At 60.0% G+C, this 17,772-nt stretch carries 17 protein-coding genes; all 17 read right to left on the reverse strand.

The window, feature by feature from the left end; translation table 11 throughout:
* Nucleotides 1–6 precede the first annotated feature (6 nt).
* On the reverse strand, nucleotides 7–1,527 hold the full coding sequence (locus tag WEU32_RS11125) for a CHASE3 domain-containing protein (protein ID WP_406851923.1): 1,521 nt from the start codon (nucleotides 1,525–1,527) through the stop codon (nucleotides 7–9).
* Between the two features lie 50 nt (nucleotides 1,528–1,577).
* Complete coding sequence (flhA, locus tag WEU32_RS11130; protein ID WP_406853441.1) at nucleotides 1,578–3,656, reverse strand: flagellar biosynthesis protein FlhA; 2,079 nt, start codon at nucleotides 3,654–3,656, stop codon at nucleotides 1,578–1,580.
* Between the two features lie 77 nt (nucleotides 3,657–3,733).
* Nucleotides 3,734–4,615, reverse strand: coding sequence for a class A beta-lactamase (gene bla / locus WEU32_RS11135; protein WP_406851924.1), 882 nt, complete (start codon nucleotides 4,613–4,615; stop codon nucleotides 3,734–3,736).
* Between the two features lie 3 nt (nucleotides 4,616–4,618).
* Entirely contained in the window at nucleotides 4,619–6,025 is a 1,407-nt protein-coding gene (locus tag WEU32_RS11140) for a sigma-54-dependent transcriptional regulator (protein WP_406853442.1), read from the reverse strand.
* Nucleotides 6,026–6,060: 35 nt separating this feature from the next.
* Nucleotides 6,061–6,393 carry a flagellar motor switch protein FliN gene (fliN, locus tag WEU32_RS11145; RefSeq protein ID WP_312136140.1) on the reverse strand — a complete coding sequence of 111 codons (333 nt, stop codon included), beginning with the start codon at nucleotides 6,391–6,393 and terminating at the stop codon, nucleotides 6,061–6,063.
* An 11-nt stretch (nucleotides 6,394–6,404) separates the two neighbouring features.
* A complete protein-coding gene (locus WEU32_RS11150) occupies nucleotides 6,405–7,019 on the reverse strand; it encodes a flagellar assembly protein FlbE (RefSeq protein WP_406851925.1) in 615 nt (204 codons plus the stop codon).
* A complete protein-coding gene (gene fliG, locus WEU32_RS11155) occupies nucleotides 7,019–8,056 on the reverse strand; it encodes a flagellar motor switch protein FliG (RefSeq protein ID WP_312136137.1) in 1,038 nt (345 codons plus the stop codon). Before fliG ends, WEU32_RS11150 begins: the two co-directional genes overlap by 1 nt.
* Nucleotides 8,056–9,702, reverse strand: a complete 1,647-nt coding sequence (gene fliF, locus WEU32_RS11160; protein WP_406851926.1) for a flagellar basal-body MS-ring/collar protein FliF — start codon at nucleotides 9,700–9,702, stop codon at nucleotides 8,056–8,058. The genes fliG and fliF overlap by 1 nt, the downstream gene beginning before the upstream one ends.
* A gap of 185 nt (nucleotides 9,703–9,887) precedes the next feature.
* Nucleotides 9,888–10,976 carry a Glu/Leu/Phe/Val dehydrogenase gene (locus tag WEU32_RS11165; RefSeq protein ID WP_312136133.1) on the reverse strand — a complete coding sequence of 363 codons (1,089 nt, stop codon included), beginning with the start codon at nucleotides 10,974–10,976 and terminating at the stop codon, nucleotides 9,888–9,890.
* A gap of 103 nt (nucleotides 10,977–11,079) precedes the next feature.
* Nucleotides 11,080–12,108, reverse strand: a complete 1,029-nt coding sequence (locus WEU32_RS11170; RefSeq protein WP_406851927.1) for an alpha/beta fold hydrolase — start codon at nucleotides 12,106–12,108, stop codon at nucleotides 11,080–11,082.
* Nucleotides 12,109–12,137: 29 nt separating this feature from the next.
* Complete coding sequence (locus WEU32_RS11175) at nucleotides 12,138–12,731, reverse strand: uracil-DNA glycosylase family protein (protein ID WP_406851928.1); 594 nt, start codon at nucleotides 12,729–12,731, stop codon at nucleotides 12,138–12,140.
* The gene (locus WEU32_RS11180) at nucleotides 12,715–13,026 is read right to left on the reverse strand and encodes a DUF3253 domain-containing protein (RefSeq protein ID WP_312136127.1); all 312 of its coding nucleotides are present in this window, start codon (nucleotides 13,024–13,026) and stop codon (nucleotides 12,715–12,717) included. The genes WEU32_RS11175 and WEU32_RS11180 overlap by 17 nt, the downstream gene beginning before the upstream one ends.
* A 106-nt stretch (nucleotides 13,027–13,132) precedes the next feature.
* A complete protein-coding gene (locus tag WEU32_RS11185; RefSeq protein WP_406851929.1) occupies nucleotides 13,133–13,747 on the reverse strand; it encodes a glutathione S-transferase family protein in 615 nt (204 codons plus the stop codon).
* Nucleotides 13,748–13,810: 63 nt separating this feature from the next.
* Nucleotides 13,811–15,082 (reverse strand): nucleoside transporter C-terminal domain-containing protein, encoded by a 1,272-nt coding sequence (locus WEU32_RS11190; RefSeq protein ID WP_312136124.1) that lies wholly within the window; start codon nucleotides 15,080–15,082, stop codon nucleotides 13,811–13,813.
* A gap of 98 nt (nucleotides 15,083–15,180) precedes the next feature.
* A complete protein-coding gene (locus WEU32_RS11195) occupies nucleotides 15,181–15,768 on the reverse strand; it encodes a hypothetical protein (RefSeq protein ID WP_406851930.1) in 588 nt (195 codons plus the stop codon).
* On the reverse strand, nucleotides 15,765–16,985 hold the full coding sequence (locus tag WEU32_RS11200) for a M48 family metallopeptidase (RefSeq protein ID WP_406851931.1): 1,221 nt from the start codon (nucleotides 16,983–16,985) through the stop codon (nucleotides 15,765–15,767). The genes WEU32_RS11195 and WEU32_RS11200 overlap by 4 nt, the downstream gene beginning before the upstream one ends.
* Nucleotides 16,972–17,688, reverse strand: coding sequence for a hypothetical protein (locus WEU32_RS11205; protein ID WP_406851932.1), 717 nt, complete (start codon nucleotides 17,686–17,688; stop codon nucleotides 16,972–16,974). Before WEU32_RS11205 ends, WEU32_RS11200 begins: the two co-directional genes overlap by 14 nt.
* Between the last annotated feature and the right edge of the window lie 84 nt (nucleotides 17,689–17,772).

Genomic DNA, 17,772 nt, shown 5'->3' on the forward strand with positions numbered 1-17,772 from the left:
CTGTCCTCAGGCTAGGCGTACGGGTTGGTGCTTTGGCAAATGGACACGGAAGGTGGTTCCCCTGCCCAGATCGGAGGTAACAGTGATCTTGCCCCCAAGACGACGCACACTGCTACGGACAAAGGCCAGACCCAGACCCTCACCCGGGCGATCCTGACGTCCCGAACGGCGGAACAGCTCAAAAATCCGTTCATGGTCCTTGGGCGCAATGCCGCGTCCATTATCCGTGATCTCGAATTCCACCATATTACCGTCCAGCTCCCTACCCTTAATCTGCAGGAGCAGAGATTGTTCCGGATCCTGATATTTTATCGCGTTATCAATCAGATTTCCGAAAATTTGTTCAACTGCCATCCGGTCATGGGTGATGCCGGGCAATTCGCCGATAACCACCTGTCCGTCATTTTCCGCCAGCGGATGCGCCACCGCATCCACCAAGCCTTGAAGCATCTGCTGCATATCAAGAGGCTGGGGATTCAAGTCGCGGCGACCATCGCGTGACAATTGCAGGATCGCCTTAATCAAGCCGTCCATCTTTGTCGTCGAGGCGCGTATGAAACCGATTGCCTCGGGCGCATCTTCCAGAATGCCCAAACGGGTCTCGTCATTTACCAGCCCTGGATGCTCTTCATCCAGTCGCGCCAGAAGGGTGCGGACATTCCCCGCAATCTGTTCCAGCTCGGATGTATAGCCCATGACGTTGACCAGAGGGGCCCGTAGGTCATGGCTGACAATATAGGCAAAACGCTGGATTTCCTCATTGGCGCGCACCAGATCGGCGGTGCGAACCCGCACCTCCTCTTCCAGACCCAAATTAATGCGGTCCAGTTGGTCCTGAGCCTTGAGCAGGTCATGAATCTGGCGACGCACCAGCCCTGCCCCGATCACCCCCAAAAGCACCATCAGCAAGCCCGAGACAATACTCAGGATCAGGCTCATACGCTGGGCCCAGCGTGCAGCATTGGTCGCGGCATCGGTCCGACGGTCAATAGAGGCTGACATGGCGCTGACTTCCTGGCGCATGCTGTCCATCAGGGCCTTGCCCTGACCGCTTCGAATGGCACCCACCGCCTCGCCGATACGGCCCGAGCGGGTCATCTCGACTGTATCGACCATCAGCCTGCGGCGATGCTCGTACAGTGCCTTGATACGCTCCAGACGCGCCGAAAGGTCGGGGTCGTCAGCGACCAGTTTATCCAACCCCTCCAGCACGCCCGGCAATTGTTCGAGGGCGTTGTTATAGACATGTAGATAGTCCGGCCGCGCCGTCAGCATAAAGCCGCGCTGGCCCGTTTCCGCATCGGTCAGCAGGCTGATAAGACGCCAGCCCTCGATCTGGGTCTGGTGGCCCTTTAACTCGATCTCGGTATAGGCCGAGGTCTGACGCACCATGTAGAGGATGCCGGTATTGGTCACCAACATCAGCGCAAACGCCGCCCCCAACAGCAGCAGCAACCGTCGATAAATCGGCTGTGACTGGCGGATAAAATTCAAAGAGGTGACGTCAAAACGGGGGCGCTGTTTCATAACTCCACCTTTTCTGGTCCCGACCACGCTGTCCAGCTTGGTTATAACCTTCAGACTGTCCCCACAGTCCTCAGGCGCGCCTTGGCGTGAACCTCGTTCTGGCTCATCACCACGGTCTGACCCCGGAAACGCTCGATGATGGAACGCACATAGGGGCGGATTTGCGGGCCCGTCAGCAGAACAGGGTTCTCGCCCGCCATAGCCGCCCGCTCGAACACATCACGCACGGCGCGGATAAAGTCCTGAAGCTGGCTGGGGGCCATGGCCAGTTGTTTGTCTTCGCCGGGGCCGATCAAGCTGTCGGCAAAGGCCTGTTCCCAGTCGGGCGACAGGGTGACGATTGGCAAGGCACCGTCTTCGCCCCGATTGGCCCAGCACAACTGGCGGGCAAGGCGTGTGCGGACATGCTCGACAAGGGTGGTGACGCTTGATGTATGTGGCGCGGCCTCGGCCAGTCCTTCCAGAATGGCGGGAAGATCACGGATCGATACCCGCTCGCGCAGCAGGGTTTGCAGCACGCGTTGCAGGGTCGTGACCGTGACCACCGACGGGATCAGCTCATCCACCAGCTTTTGCGCTTCGGACGGCAACTCCTTCAGCAGCTTCTGTACTTCGGTATAGGACAGAAGCTCGGCCATGTTTTCTTTGAGGATTTCCGTCAAATGTGTGGTCAACACCGTGGACGGGTCCACAATCGTATAGCCGCGGAAGGTTGCCTCTTCGCGCAAGGACTCATCGATCCATGTCGCTGGAAGGCCAAAGGCCGGCTCGCGCGTGTGCTCGCCGGGAAGCTCGACCTGACGGCCTGACGGGTCCATGGCCATCAGCATCCCCAGACGTACTTCGCCGCTGCCCGCATCCATTTCCTTGATACGGATGGAATAGCCCTGATTGGGCAGGCGCATATTGTCGAGGATACGCACGCTGGGCATCACAAACCCGTATTCCTGCGCCAATGAGCGGCGCAGGGCGCGGATTTGATCGGTCAGGCGGCGGCCTTCGAGATCATTGATCAGGGCCAGCAGCGAATAGCCCAGCTCGATCTTCACATCATCAATGGTCAGAGCCGTCGATATGGGCTCTTCAGCATCGGACACGGGCGGCGCTTCGACAGGTTCGGCAGGGGGCGGCTGCAAGCGCTGGCGCCCTGTCTTCCATGCCAAATAGCCGGAACCCGCTGCCAGAGCCGCAAAAGGGATAATCGGCATACCCGGTATCAGGGCCATCAGACCCGAGGTGCCCGCAACCACACCCAAGGCCACCGGATTGGTCGCCATCTGGGCCACAAAAGCTTTATCGGCAGAGCCTTCAACGCCCGCCTTGGTAACAAGGAAGCCCGCCGCCACCGAAACGATAATGGCCGGAATCTGGGTCACCAGACCGTCACCAACCGACAGCTGGATATAGGTGTTGGCGGCATCGCCCGCCGACATACCGTGCTGGACCACCCCGATCAGCATACCGCCGATGATGTTGATGAAGGTGATGATCAGACCGGCAATGGCATCGCCGCGCACGAATTTAGATGCACCGTCCATGGCCCCGAAGAAGGTAGATTCCTGCTCCAGTTCCTTGCGACGCAGCTTGGCCTGATCCTCGGTAATCAGGCCGGCAGACAGATCGGCATCGATGGCCATCTGCTTGCCAGGCATAGAGTCCAGCGTAAAGCGGGCCGAAACTTCCGCAATACGGGTCGCGCCTTTGGTGATGACGACAAAGTTCACCACCAGAAGGATGGCAAAAATAATCAGACCGATGACAAAGCTGCCGCTCATCATCAGCTCGCCAAAGGCCGCGATGATGGCACCCGCACTGGAATGGCCACCGTCACCGCTGGACAGGATCAGGCGTGTCGAGGCGATGTTCAGACCCAGACGGTACAGGGTCGAGATCAGCAACACCGTCGGGAAGATAGCGAAATCCAGAGGCCGCTTCATCATCACGGCCGTCATCAGGATTAGCACGCTGGACACCAGCGAGATCGCCAGAAGAACATCCAGCAAGAAGGCCGGAATGGGCAGGATCAGCAGCAGCATGATGCCGATCACACCCGCCGCCATGCCCACTTCACCGCGCATCAGCCAGCCGAGTGCATCACGCCCTGTCGGGCGCGCCATACCGTCCTTCATGAACGGTGCATCAGCCATGGCGTTTTTGCGGATTAAAGTTTTGCATCAGGCACAGTGATGACAGGATTCGGCCTGCATCAGCCATGACCCAATACGCCCAGCATCAGACGGGTCGCTTCGGCGATTGCCGCCTCGCGCTGCGCGTCCGTTGACTGGTCGCTGCCATGGAAATAGGCGGCCACCACAATGGGTGCCCCTTGAACAGGATAGAGGATGCCGATGTCATTGGCGGGACCATAGCCACCCGTGCCGGTCTTGTGCGCCACCGTCCAACCTTCGGGCACTCCGGCCTTCAGTCGCTGTTGTCCGGTCGGGGTCGCCACCATCCATTCCAGCAGCAGCCGCTTCATCTCCGATTTCAGCGGCGAATCTTCGGACAGGATCAGACGCTCGATATTACGCACCGACTGTGCGGGCAGGATCGTATCCTTGTCGCCGTCCCAGCGGTTCATTTCCGGTTCCAGACGGTCCACCCGCGTGGTGGTATCGCCCAGATCGCGATAGAACTGACGCAACACATCCAGCCCGCCCATTTCGCGGATCAGGATATTGGCCGCCGGATTGTCGCTTTCCTCGACCGTGCCCTTCATCAGCTCGGTCAGGGTCAGGGTCTTGCCCACCGCCTTTTGCGTGACGGGAGCATGCGGGATCATGTCAGCCTGCGTGACCGGCACAGCGCGGTTAAGGTCCTCTAGACCCGACTGGGCGCGCAACATCATCGCGGCGGCCAGATACATCTTGAAAGTCGAGCAATAGACAAATCGCTCGTCCTCGCGCCAGCCACCGCGCACGCCCTCGCTGGCAAAAGCAAAGCCCATCCGGCCTTTGAAGCGGTCTTCCAGTGCGCCCAGATCAAGCGGCACGAGGCGCTCAGCCGCAACAACCGGCGCAGTTGGAGGATTGCACGCCGTCACAGCCAGTGCGCCCGCCCCAAGCATCAAGGCCCGCCGATGCATCATCGCCTATCCTGCCGAACCATAGGCCGAGGCCACACCCGACTGCGGAGCCGGAATGGATGTGCCCTGATCGGCATACTCATTCAGCTTGTTACGCAGGGTGCGAATAGAAATGCCCAGAATATTGGCTGCGTGGGTGCGGTTACCAAGGCAGTGGTTCAGAGTGTCGAGGATCAAGCTCTTTTCCATCTCCGCTACCGTCTGGCCCACAAAGCTGCGGGTTACGGCATCGGCCATCTGCGCCGCCGTACCTGCCACGCCCGGATCATAGGCTGCCGCCACCGGAGCCGCCGATGCACCACCCAGCAGCGGACGGCCGTCCGGCAGACGAATGGCATCGACATCGATCTCGCTACCAACCGACAACAGCACCGCGCGGTGCATAGCATTTTCCAGCTCACGCACATTACCGTGCCACGGATGGGCCGTAATGGAACGCACCGCCGATACGGCCAGCGGCTTGACCGGCATACCGTTGGCGGCGGCATATTTCTTGACGAAATGCTCGGCCAGAACCGCAATATCGGCCGGACGTTCCCGCAGTGACGGGATACGCAGGTTCACCACATTCAGGCGATATAACAGGTCTTCGCGGAACGTGCCTTCGGCCACCGACTTGGCCAGATCGCGATTGGACGTGGCGATGATGCGGATATTGACGGGCACAGGTTTTGATCCGCCCACACGGTCGATCACCCGCTCCTGAATGGCGCGCAAAAGCTTGGCTTGCAGGCGCACATCCATTTCCGAGATTTCGTCCAGCAGCAAAGTGCCACCATCCGCCTCTTCGAACTTGCCGATACGGCGGGCAACCGCGCCCGTAAACGCACCCTTCTCGTGACCGAACAGCTCGGATTCCAGAAGATTGTCAGGGATGGCGGCGCAGTTGACGCTGATAAAGGCCTTGTCTGCACGGCGCGAGCGCGCGTGCAGGTGACGGGCCATCACCTCCTTACCGACACCGCTTTCACCGGTGATCAGGATCGAAGCTTCGGAGGCAGCAACCTGATCGGCCAGTTGCACCACCGCCCGCATGGCAGGGTCGGCCAAAATCATCGGCTTTTCGTCATCGGCCACCGCCGACAGCACCGCCGCGATCAGTTCGGCATCGGGCGGGAGCGGGATGAATTCCTTGGCCCCCGCGCGAATGGCATCGGCGGCTTCTTTCGCATCGGCATCGACGCCACACGCCACCACCGGCACATGGATACGCTCGGCCTCGTTGGCAGCGATCAGGCTGGCAATATCGATACGGTAATCGACCATCAGCAGGTCGGCACCCTGCCCGCGACGCAGTTGCTCGGTCGCCTGATCGGCACGTTCGACGTGGCTGACCTTGGCCCCGTGGGTCATGGCCATCTTCACGGCGGTTGCCAGTTGTCCGCTCAGGCGGCCCACTACCAGTAGACGCATCATCGGGCTCCTCTAATCCTTCATCCGGTCGCCGTTCAGGCGCCCTTGTCGTCGGTCTTGATGATTTCCGTCATGGTGACCCCCAGACGGTCCTCGACCAGCACCACCTCGCCGCGCGCGACCAGACGGTTGTTCACAAAGATATCGATGGCCTCGCCGACCTTGCGGTCCAGTTCCAGCACCGATCCCTTGTTCAGTTTCAACAGTTGCGACACCGACATGTTCGCCTTGCCCAGCACCGCCGAGATGTTCACCGGAACGTCAAATACAGTTGTCAGATCGACAGCAGTTTTTTCTCCCGCCTCTTCCGGCAGGCTCAGCGCGGTGGATTCACCGAACTCTTCCAAGGGCAGGTCATCAGTGGCCATCAGAAGGCACGTCAGTGTGGGGCGAAAGATCCAGTACTGCACCAATACGCTCGGCAGGCGGACCTCGAAAGGATCAAAGCTCGGCCATCGGTCCATTCCAACGCGAATGCCGCCGGATGGCTGGCATCGTCACGGAATACGACCAATCCCGAGAAACCGGCCTGTTGGCACAGTTGTTCGATTTGGTGACGCCCTTCAGCATCCAGATCATGCGCACGGATCAACAGGCGCGGCGAGGCATCGATTTCCTCGGCCAATTGCTCGATCGCCGCTTCCAGAGGACGTCGCGGAAACAGGTCAAATGCCGCACCGGACAGCGCCTTGGCACAGGCAAGGCTGAGAGCAGCCGCATCGTGCCGATGCCGTTCGACCACGCCGCCAAGCTGGTGGCTGGCATCGGCAATCGTCTGGGCTACAACCGACAGAGCATTGGCCCTCAGAGCCTCGACTTCGTTAAGGGCCTGCTGACGGGCCTCCAGGCGGGCACCGGCCAGCAGGGCCTCGACCTCGGCGGGGCTATAGCTGCGCTTGGGCGGCTGCCAGTCGGAAGGCTGTATAACACGACCATCGGCATCGAACTCGGTGTCGAAAATGAACGGACGCGGGGCTGAGTGATGGACGCTCATCAGTAGATCAACTCGTCATCGCCGCCCTGACCGGCCAGCATGATTTCACCTCGCGCGGCCAAGTCCTTGGCCACCTGCACCATCGCCATCTGGGCGCTGTCCACGTCCTTCAGACGTACCGGCCCCATGGATTCCATATCTTCGCGCATGATCTTGGATGCCCGCTCGGACATGTTCGAGAAGAACATTTCACGCAGGGTGTCCGATGCGCCCTTCAGGGCAAGACCCAGCTGGTCCTTCTCGACGGCCCGCAACAGGGTCTGCACACCGCCCGGATCAAGCTTGGACAGGTCTTCGAACACAAACATCAGCGAGCGGATACGCTCGGCGGCATCGCGGTTGCGTTCTTCCAGTGCGCCGATAAAGCGGGCCTCGGTCTGGCGGTCGAAACTGTTGAAAATTTCGGCCATCAGCTCATGGCTGTCGCGCTTGGACGTACGGGCCAGATTCGACATGAACTCGTTGCGCAGAGTCTGTTCGATCTTGTCGAGGATGTCGCGCTGCACCGGTTCCATACGCAGCATGCGCTGGACGCATTCCAGTGCGAAATCTTCCGGCAAGGATGTCAGAACCCGCGACGCATGTTCCGGCTTCACCTTGGACAGCACCACGGCGACGGTCTGTGGATATTCGTTCTTGAGATAGTTGGCCAGAACCGCTTCGTTCACATTGCCCAGCTTGTCCCACATGGTGCGACCGGCTGGGCCGCGGATTTCCTCCATCAGGGCGTCAACACGGTCCTGCGGCATGAAGGATGCGAGCAGACGCTGGGTCTGGTCGAATGAGCCCAGCAGGGAACCGCTACCGCCCAAGCCCGAAACGAACTCGACAAGAATTTCCTCGACGACCTGCGCCGTCACCGTGCCAAGGCCAGCCATGGCCTGCGACACTTCCTTGATCTCGTCCTCTTCCAGACGCTCCCAAAGCGCGGTGTGTTCCTCGCCCAGAGACAAAAGAACGACCGCGGCCTTTTCCGGTCCGGTCAATTTACGGCTGTCCTCTATGGCCGCGCCCTTTGTAACCAGTCGCGCAGCCATCAGTTTTCATTCATCCAGGTACGAAGGATCGCGGTGGATTCTTCTGGGTGGGCATCGACGAAATCGGCAACTTTTTTGATGGACGAAGCCTTCACCTGACCTTCGATGCGGGCAATATCGATACGCTGTTCGACCTCGGACGGCCCCGGCAGCATGGCTGCCGCGCCGCCAGTGCCCGGCAGAACACCACCGACCAACTGTTCATCCACCGAGGTCACACCGGCTATGGCCAGCGCCTTGGGCGACTTGTCGGTTGCCGTTTTCAACAGAGGACGCAGCACAAAGAAGATCAGCATGGCGGCGGTCAGAGCCAGTATCCCGAGTTCCACAGCCCGCATGATGTCATTCTTGTCGAAGGCGAAGTTCGACATCATGCCCGCCTCGCCGCCATTGGCTGCTGCAGCGGCCTCGGCATCGCGGTTGAAACGGACATTGACCACTTCCAGCTTGTCGCCGCGCTCCAGATCAATCCCGACAGCCGCGGCCACAAGGGCGCGGATCTGGGCCACCTCTTCTTCGGTGCGCGGCGCATAGGTGGGCGCGCCCTTGCCGTCAGCGGCAGGCGTGTAGTTGCCGTCCACAGCCACCGACACCGACAGGCGCTTGACCTCGCCCGGCTCTTTTACCGTGGTGGTGGTGGTGTTGGAGATTTCATAGTTGGTGGTTTCGGCATTCTCAGCCGTGGTCGAGGCCTGATCGGCCTGCTCGGGTGCCTCTCCACCCGGGATATTGTTGGTCGCCGTCACACCGCCCAACGGCACACCCGAGGCATCGCGCGACTGCGAGCCATTGGTCGTGGACGAACGCACAACCTGACCATCGGGGTCAAACTTTTGTTCCTGCGTGGTCGAGCGGCTGTGGTCGATATCGGCCGTCACCTGAACACGGGCGGCACCGGCACCGACGACACCTTCAACGATGTCCTTGATGCGCGCCTGCATCTGGGCCTCGGTCGTGGCCTTGGCCGCCTCGGCGGTAGCGGTCGTAAAACCACCGTCCTCGGAACCGGCAGCCAATGTGCGGTTGGCCTGATCGGTCACAGTGACCTTGTCAGGCTTCAGGTTCGGCACGGATGATGCCACCACGTTACGGATGGCGCGAACCTGATCCGGCGTCAGGTCACGGCCCGACAAACCGACAACCACCGCTGCGGTCGGATCGATAGCTGCCGCCTGAAACATTTCGCGTCGCGGCATGGTGATGTGGACGCGAGCCGAGTTGATACCGCGCATCGACATGATAGTGCGCGACAGCTCACCTTGCAGGGCGCGCTGTTCATTCAGGTTCTGCTGGAACTCGGTCTGGCCCAGCACCGACTGGTTGTCGAAAATCTCGTAGCCGACCGAACCGGAGGTCACCAGACCTTGGCCCGCTAGCATCAGGCGGGCGGTGCCGACATCGTCACGGCTGACCATAATCGTCGAACCGTCACCCTTGGCAGAATATTTTATACCTGCCTGATTGAGCGCCGCACCGATTTCGGATGCCTCGCGCAGATCAAGATTGGAATAGAGCAGCGCATCGGGGGCTTGGCCCACACGCAGCATAATCGCCACCAGCACAGCGGCCACACCGGCGGACACACCCAGCACAGCAGCCAGACGCCCGATCCCGAACTTTTGTATTGCTGCCGTAAAGCCGCTCACGCGCCCCGCCCATAAGACACACTGAAGCTAACTGCTCCGCTAGGCAGAAAGTGCCGTGTGTTTGGTAAACGCCGCGTTAAGAAGCATTAAGAAGCGCCGCCGATTCGTCTTTTGGCAACAAAAAAGGCGACCCGTTCGGGCCGCCCTTTCCGCTATCTACGTTAAACCCCGTAGAGGTTCACAGCCTAGACCTTGAGGGCCGCAGCCTTCTTGTCGGCAGCAACCTTGATACGCTCTTCAGCAATGGCGTCGGCGATCTGATAGGTCGGGCGGTTTTCACGCTCGGCACGGACGAGGATTTCCTCGAAGGTTTCCATCAGGCGCGACAGCTTGCCCTCGACCCATGCCGGATCATAGGCCGTGCCATTCTGGCGGGCGTTCATTTCCGAAGCGACGTTGATGATACCGCCGCCGTTCACGACGTAGTCTGGCGAATACAGGATGCCCATTTCGTGCAGCTTGTCGCCGATATCCGGCGTGGCCAGCTGGTTGTTGGCGGCACCGCAAACTGCCTTGACCTTCAGGCGCTTGATGGTTTCCGGGTTCAGGGTCGCACCCAGTGCGCACGGGGCATAGATGTCGGCCTGAACGTCATAGATGGCGTCCGGCGAAACGATCTCGGCACCGGTCTTGGCAGCGACAGCGTTCAGGTTGTCCTGATTGACGTCCGTGATGATCAGCTTGGCACCTGCAGCGTGCAGCTTCTCGCAGAGATATGCGCCCACATGGCCCACGCCCTGAACCGCAACGGTCAGGCCAGTCATGTCGGACTTGCCGAACAGACGACGCGCGACAACGAGGTTCGAGCGGAACACGCCCTCGGCGGTTACGGGGCTCGGATCGCCCGAGGCTTCCGGACCATCCTTCAGGCCCAGAACATATTCGGTGACCTTGCGAGCTTCGGCGATGTCTTCGACCGAGGTGCCAACGTCTTCAGCGGCGTAATAGTGACCACCCAGACCGTTCAGGAAACGACCGAAAGCCTGAAACAGCTCCGGCGACTTCTGGGTACGGCTGTCACCGATGATAACCGACTTGCCGCCGCCCATTTCCAGATCAGCGATCGCGTTCTTGTAGCTCATGCCCTTGGACAGACGCAGCACGTCTTCGAGGGCTTCCTCTGCCGTGGCGTAGTTCCACATGCGGGTGCCACCCACAGCCGGACCGCGCGCGGTCGAGTGCACTGCAACAATCGCCTTCAGGCCGGTTTTCTCGTCGCTGAAAGCGTGAACGCCTTCATGGTTCGCGAAATTGGGAGAATCAAAAAGTATCATGCCGGTACCTGGCTTTCCTCGGATATTTTTATCCTCGGAGGCATAGATCGCCAGCGCGGCATCCGCAAGCGGTCGATTATGACAAGATTTCGGCTATCAACGATCAGTCATGCCGAGTTTGCAATCCTTCAAGCACAGTTTGAGGCGCAGAAGGCAGCGGGCGGTCATTCAACCATGCCTCGACATCGGCAAACAGTACCTGCGCTTCCAGATCACGGTTCACGATATGCCAGCCCTCAGGATAAAAGGCTGTCAGCAGATTTTCGCGTGTCCCTGCCCGCTCCAAAGCTTTTTGCATCGCCTGTCGCGGGACAATCTTGTCGTGCGCGCCATAGGCCAGAAGGGTCGGTACACGAACATGGCCCAGCCCCTGTGCGCCCTCCTCCATCAGGTTGACCAGCCCGTGCAGCGCATCGATACGGGGGGCCACTATAAAGCGCGGATCGCGTCCGTTGCGCAGCAGTTCGACCACATTATCGGTGGCGCGGATGTTTCGGGTGGCAAAGGCGGGCGGCTGTAAACGACGTGAACCGGCAAAATGTGCACCCGTCCACAAGGCTGTGCGGTTGACGATATTCTGGCTGGACCAGCCCCAGACCGCAGGAGCCAGCAGGATCAGACGGTCGGCATCCGGCGGATTGTCCGAGGCAAAGGCGCTGACCGACAAGGCCCCGCCCATGCTCTCGCCCATAATGGCGATACGGGCATCGGGTCTTTGTGCCCGCACCAGAGTTGTCACAGTGCGTAGATCATTGCGACTGACCTCGGGATCGGCCCATTCTCCGGGATGGGGTGCTGCGCCAAAGCCGCGCTGGTCATAGGCCCAGACCTCGATGCCGCGCTCGGCCCACCATGGTCCCGCCAGCCGCCACGCCGCCGAATGGTCGCTAAAGCCATGAAGCGCGATAATCACCGCCTTGGGTCGCCCGACCGGCGACCAGCGACGGAACGGCAGTTGCGCCCCGTCCTGCACCACAAAATGCCCCAGAGACGAACCCTGCCACTGGCCGTTTTCGACAACAGATGGTCCGACAAATGCGACGGGCGGCGTCATGGCGGTCTGCATATGGGGCGCACAGGCCGATGCCATAGCCAGTACGCCCACCAGAACTGCAATTCTTTTTGCCGTCATCACCCGCTCCACGCCCAAGCGGCCAAAGCCTAGCCCAGAATCTGCGCCACACGCTCGCGCAAATGCGGCAGCACATCGGTTTCAAACCACGGATTGCGTTTCATCCAGCCTATGACACGCCATGAAGGGTGCGGCAGAGGCATAAGTTGTGGCCCGTATTCACGCCATGCTCTGACCGTTTCAGTCATGCTTTCCTTGGCACTATCCTTGAGAAACCAATTGATCGAATAACTGCCGACCATCAGGATCAATTTTTGCCTCGGCAGGGTGGCAAACAGTTTTTCGCGCCACAGGGCCGCACAACGCGGCGGCGGCGGATAGTCTCCGCCTTTTGGTTTTGTGCCGGGATAACAGAAGGCCTGCGGGGCGACGCCAAGGCGTCGATCACCATAAAAGGTGGTTTCATCGATCCCCATCCAGTCGCGCAGGCGATCACCGGACGGATCGGTAAAGGGACGGCCACTTTCGTTTACACGCCGCCCCGGAGCCTGCCCGCAGATCAGCAGGCGCGTTTCGGGAAAAATCCAGACCACCGGTCGGGGCGTATGCGGAAATTCAGGCGCACACGCCCGACAGGCGCGGATGTCAGACAACAGGTCTTCTATGTCAGAAGTTGTCGTCATCCTCGGTTTCCACCTTGGGCGGCAATTTGGACAGGGCCAGCGCCGTCTCTTCTGCCGTCGGCAGACGCAGGCGCGTCACACCACGGAAAGCATCGGGGTCAACGACCTTGCCTTTTTTGGTAATGGTCAGCTTGCCCTGACGCATCAGGCCCAAAGCCGCAGCCCGAACCTTGGGCAACATGCGCTGCCACTGCTCGGCTTGCAGGATTTTGGCAATTTCTGCCGGCTCGACACTCTTGCCTTCACCCAACTGGTTCAGACGGTCGAGGATTGCGGATTCGATAGGATCGCTCATAGGTCGCCTTATGCGCCACAGCGCGGTCAGAAGTAAGGCCCGACATTCATCAAGCCTCATAACAGGCTTCAACTAGGGCGGCGATGCAACGCCATGCCCTTGCCGCCTACAGACCCGCCTTGGCCGCTGGACGCGACAAACAGGCTGACAGCCAGCGGTTCAGATGGGTGTATTCCGCTGGCGGGCGATACTTGACCAGACGCCCGAAATCGATGCCGACCGCAGCCACAATATCGGCAATCGAGAACCGGTCGGTCAGGTATTCACTCTTTGCCAGATGACGGTCCAGCGCCTTCATGAACTTCTCGGCACCCGTCTTGTTATAGGCTCCGACCTCGGGCTGTGGGGCTTCGAGAGCCGCCAGCGCAGGATGGGTCATTCGCACATACATCATCATCGGATTGGCCAGATAAATCTCGGCGCGGCGGGTCCACATCTCGATAACCGCCTGTTCGCGCGCATCCACTCCAAACAGGTTCGGCTCCGGATAAAGGGCCTCCAGATAGCGGGCGATGGCCAAGGTTTCAGTGATACAGGTGCCATCATCCAGCTCAAGCCCCGGCAGGTGGCCAAAGGTGAACTTGTTGCGATATTCAGGCTGGCGATGCTCGCCCGCCAGCAGGTTCACATCGACGATTTCAACCGTGTCGATATTCTTTTCAGCGATCACCCAAGCCACACGGCGCGGATTAGGGGCCATGCGGGTCGTATAAAGCTTCATCGTTCCGTCCCCAAAGTTAAGGACCACATTTGCGGCCCTTAGTTTTCTTTGAGAACGAAGCTATCAAGCAAAAATGGCAGCAGGCAAGGCACCGACGATGCAGGCCGTCATCATCGTGGCGAGGAAGCCGCCCAGCAGGGCCTTCCACACCAGACCCAGAACTTCCTGACGGCGTTCCGGCAACAATACCGACAGGCCAGTTACCGTAATGCCGACCGAACCGATATTGGCAAAGCCGCACAGGGCATAGGTCATCAGCATGCGGGTGCGCTCGCTCATCGCTTCAGGCGCAATCTTGCCCAGTTCGATAAAGGCGACAAACTCGGTGAGGGTCAGTTTGACGCCCAGCAGCCAACCCGCCTTGGACGCCTCGGCCCATTCCACACCCGTCAGCCACGCAATGGGTGCAAACAACACGCCCAGAATACGTTCGACCGACAGCTCGGCACCGCCAATCCAGAAATTCCCAAGGATGACATTTACCAGCGCCACCAGCGCCACAAAGGTAATCAGTACCGCCGAAATGTTCAGCACAACCATCAGGCCATCGGCCGTGCCCTTAACAATAGCGTCGATAGCCGAGTCATATTTCAGGGCCGAATTATAGTCGGCACTCTCGCCACCTTCGCCGGGTTTTTCAGGAATGATGATACGCGCCAGAAGCACCGCCGCCGGAGCCGAGACAATCGACGCGACCAGAACGTGACCTGCCGCATTCGTCAGCACCGGAGACAGGATGGTCGCATAGGCCACCATGGTCGATCCAGCCACGGTCCCCAGACCGACCACCATCATCAGGAAGATTTCAGAGCGGCTGAGCTTGTCCAGATAAGCCCGGATCACCAGCGGGGTTTCGACCATACCCAGGAAGATATTGGCCGCCACAGCCAGAGCCGAAGCGCCGCCCAGTCCCATGGTGCGCTGGAACAAGAAGCCAAAACCCAGCGTCAGCCATTTGAGTATTTTCCAGTGCCACAATAGCGCCGACAGCGCCGAAATCACGATCACCAGAGGCAGGACGTTAAAAGCAAAGGTAAACAGTGCGCCCTGATTTTCCACCGGATACGGTTGCTCGCCACCCGCCAAATAGCCGAACACAAATTTGGTGCCCTCGTTGGTGGCGTGTTCCAGCCCCTTCACCGAATTGTTGATGGCGTCCAGAACCACCTGCGAACCGGGAATGGCAAAGGTCGCCAGCACCAGAGCCGCTTGCAACAGCACAGCGCCGATAGCCAACCGCCATGGAAAACGCTTGCGGTTTTCCGAAACTGCCCAGCACAGGCCAATGATCGCGGCCAGACCCAACAGGCTCTGGAGGTTCAGGAAGGTGAACATACGGATTCTCTGTGCCGACCATTCGGCGTCACTGCCGCTTGAACGACAGCAAGGGCGCAGAGGCAACCCCCTACGCCCATTGTCGTAGCAAAAACGGTTTACAAGCTCAGGCTGTCCATAGCCGATTGGGCCGAAGCTTGCGACTGCGGATAGAAGTGCTCGCCCGGTGCCAGATAGATGGCCACATAGGCCAGACCATCCTTGGCCACGACCTGACCAAAGCCCTTGATCTGCAAGCCGGATGTGGTGGCGGCAGTCAGGTCAAACCGCACGCCGCGCTGTCCTGCAACGGTAACGGGACGCGGCGATGCCGTCTCTACACGCGCATAGCCATAGGCCTCGACGCTGTCGCGCACGAACTCGACCTGTTCCAGCACGCCCATATCGGTGCGCCATGACGGCGTGGTCTTTTCGCGGCGGCTATTCGGGCGGGCCAGATGCTGGCCTTCCTTCAAGCCTTCGCTCAGATAAAGACTGTTCAGCGTCGGGCCATCCAGCGTCAACAGACGAATGCCCTTTTGCTGCATGGTCACGGACGTCACGTCGTTCCAGCTACGATTCAGCGTATAGGTGCCTTGCCCGACCTTGAGCGGGCCGCTGACCTCGGTGATCGACACACAGGCCGACACCGCCGCCATCAGGGCAACGGCCACGCCGATTTTCAGGCTCTTGTTTAGCTTGCTCATACTTTGTCCCCCTCAAGGCGCGAAAGCTGTTCCTCGACGATCCACTGGTCGTCGGCTTGCGGAGCCAGTTCACGATATTTGTTAAACGCGTCGCGTGCCGCAGCACCATTTCCCAGTTTCGCTTCCAGTGCGCCCAGTTCGCGATAGGCCGCGACCGGCACATCGGCATGGACCACCGCTGCGCGATAGGCATTGGCCGCCAGAAGGTCGTCGCCATCCTCGCGACGTCGGCGATAGACTTCGCCCTTGTGATAATTGATCAGGCCCAGATCATCCCCATCGGCCCCCAACCGCTCCAGCAGGTGCAGCAGACGGCCAAAATCGCGGTGGCGATGCTCGTCCTCGATCCAGTCGGCCAGATGCGGACGGATGATCGCACGATAACGCTTACGATCCTCGATACCCGTGCCCTCGGCCCCCAGCGTCTTGGCCTGTTGGCCCAGCGCCTCGATGCGTTCCGAAGTCAGAGGATGTGTGCGAAAAGCCGAACCAAAAGCCTCGGCGGTGCGGACACGACGAAAACTCGATGCCGCCGTTTCCGCCTTCAGGTTTTCCCAGATCAGAGCCCCCGCAGACGCATCCAGACCCAGCTTGTGAGCCATTTCCAGCCCCATCTGGTCGGACTGCGCTTCATGGCTTTGGTTATAGCCCATATAGGCGGCCATGCTGGACAGATAAACCGCATCGATCAGGGCGCTGACATCGACCTGATAATAGACACCCGCCGCCGCGGCTCCCAACGAGAAGACCAACAGGGCTGTGCTGGTATTTCTGAGGGTGCGCATTCGCTCGAAAGAATGTTCCTCAAGGAAGTGCGCGACCTCATGGCCCAGCACAAAGGCCAGTTCGTCTTCGGTCGAGGCCCGCAGCATCAAGCCCGACCACACCTCGACATAACCATTCGGTGCCGCCATGGCATTGAACACGGGACGATCCATCACATAGACACGGATGTCCTTGCAGTGCTGGCCCGCTACACGACAGGTCAGACCCGACACATAGGTATTCAGCGCCGGATCATTATTGCGGTCTCCACTACGGCGGGCATAGATTTCCGTCTCTTCGGACATCCCCCACAGTCCCGCCTCGGCCGTATTGGCCGCAGGCGGCTCACCCGGAGCCCGCACCTGTGTCGCCAAGGCAGGCGATACCGCTGCCATCAGCACCAGTGCCGAGGCTCCGCCCGCCAGTCCCTTCAAAAGATCAGGGCGCGACATTCGGGTTTACGCTGAGCGGTGCATCCTTGAGCAGGCTTTCGACCAGCGACTGTGCGCCTGCATCCTCGCGCATATCGGCACCGGGTCCGGCCACCGCATAGTTGACCCACATGACCTGACCGGTTTTCAAATCGACCAGCGATGCCATGACCTGTTGCTGGCCCAGAGGAATACCGACACCAAAGGCACTGGCCACCACAAAGGCCGCCACACGACCACCGCTGGCATAGGTGCCGTTACCCGAGATGAACAGGGCATAATCCGCCCCGAAATGCTGGCCCACCAATTCCGAGCCCTCACCGATGGTCCACTCGAAATCGTCTTTCTTGGTCGCCAGTTTCGCACCGGCATAGCCATTATATTCGTGGGCGATAATGGCCTCGATGACGGCCTCGTTGACCCGCACCACCTGCCCCAGACGGCCCTCCATCAAGCCATCGACATTGCCCACCACAAATTTGTGGCTGTCCTGAACCATGGAGTTCTGGACATGGCGAAGCACATATTGGCGCGCCTGCTGGCTCCATTCCTCGCGCGGTTCGGTCACGCCACCCGCCGTCAGCATACCCAACTGGATGCGCGGCTCGACAATCAGGATGGTGGCTCCGGCTTCTGGCGTACGCACCGTTTCAGCCTTGCGGACAGCCGTCGTGGTACAGGCCGCCATCATCAGACACGCAGCCGCAATAAGCAGACGTTTCATTTTTCCCCCGCCGCGCATGACGCGAACCAATCATCACCCCAGGTGATAATTCCCCGCTACACCTGCCCCATTCTTGCCGCAATA

The sequence above is a fragment of the Brevundimonas sp. BH3 genome, assembly GCF_045345115.1.
Classification (GTDB): domain Bacteria; phylum Pseudomonadota; class Alphaproteobacteria; order Caulobacterales; family Caulobacteraceae; genus Brevundimonas.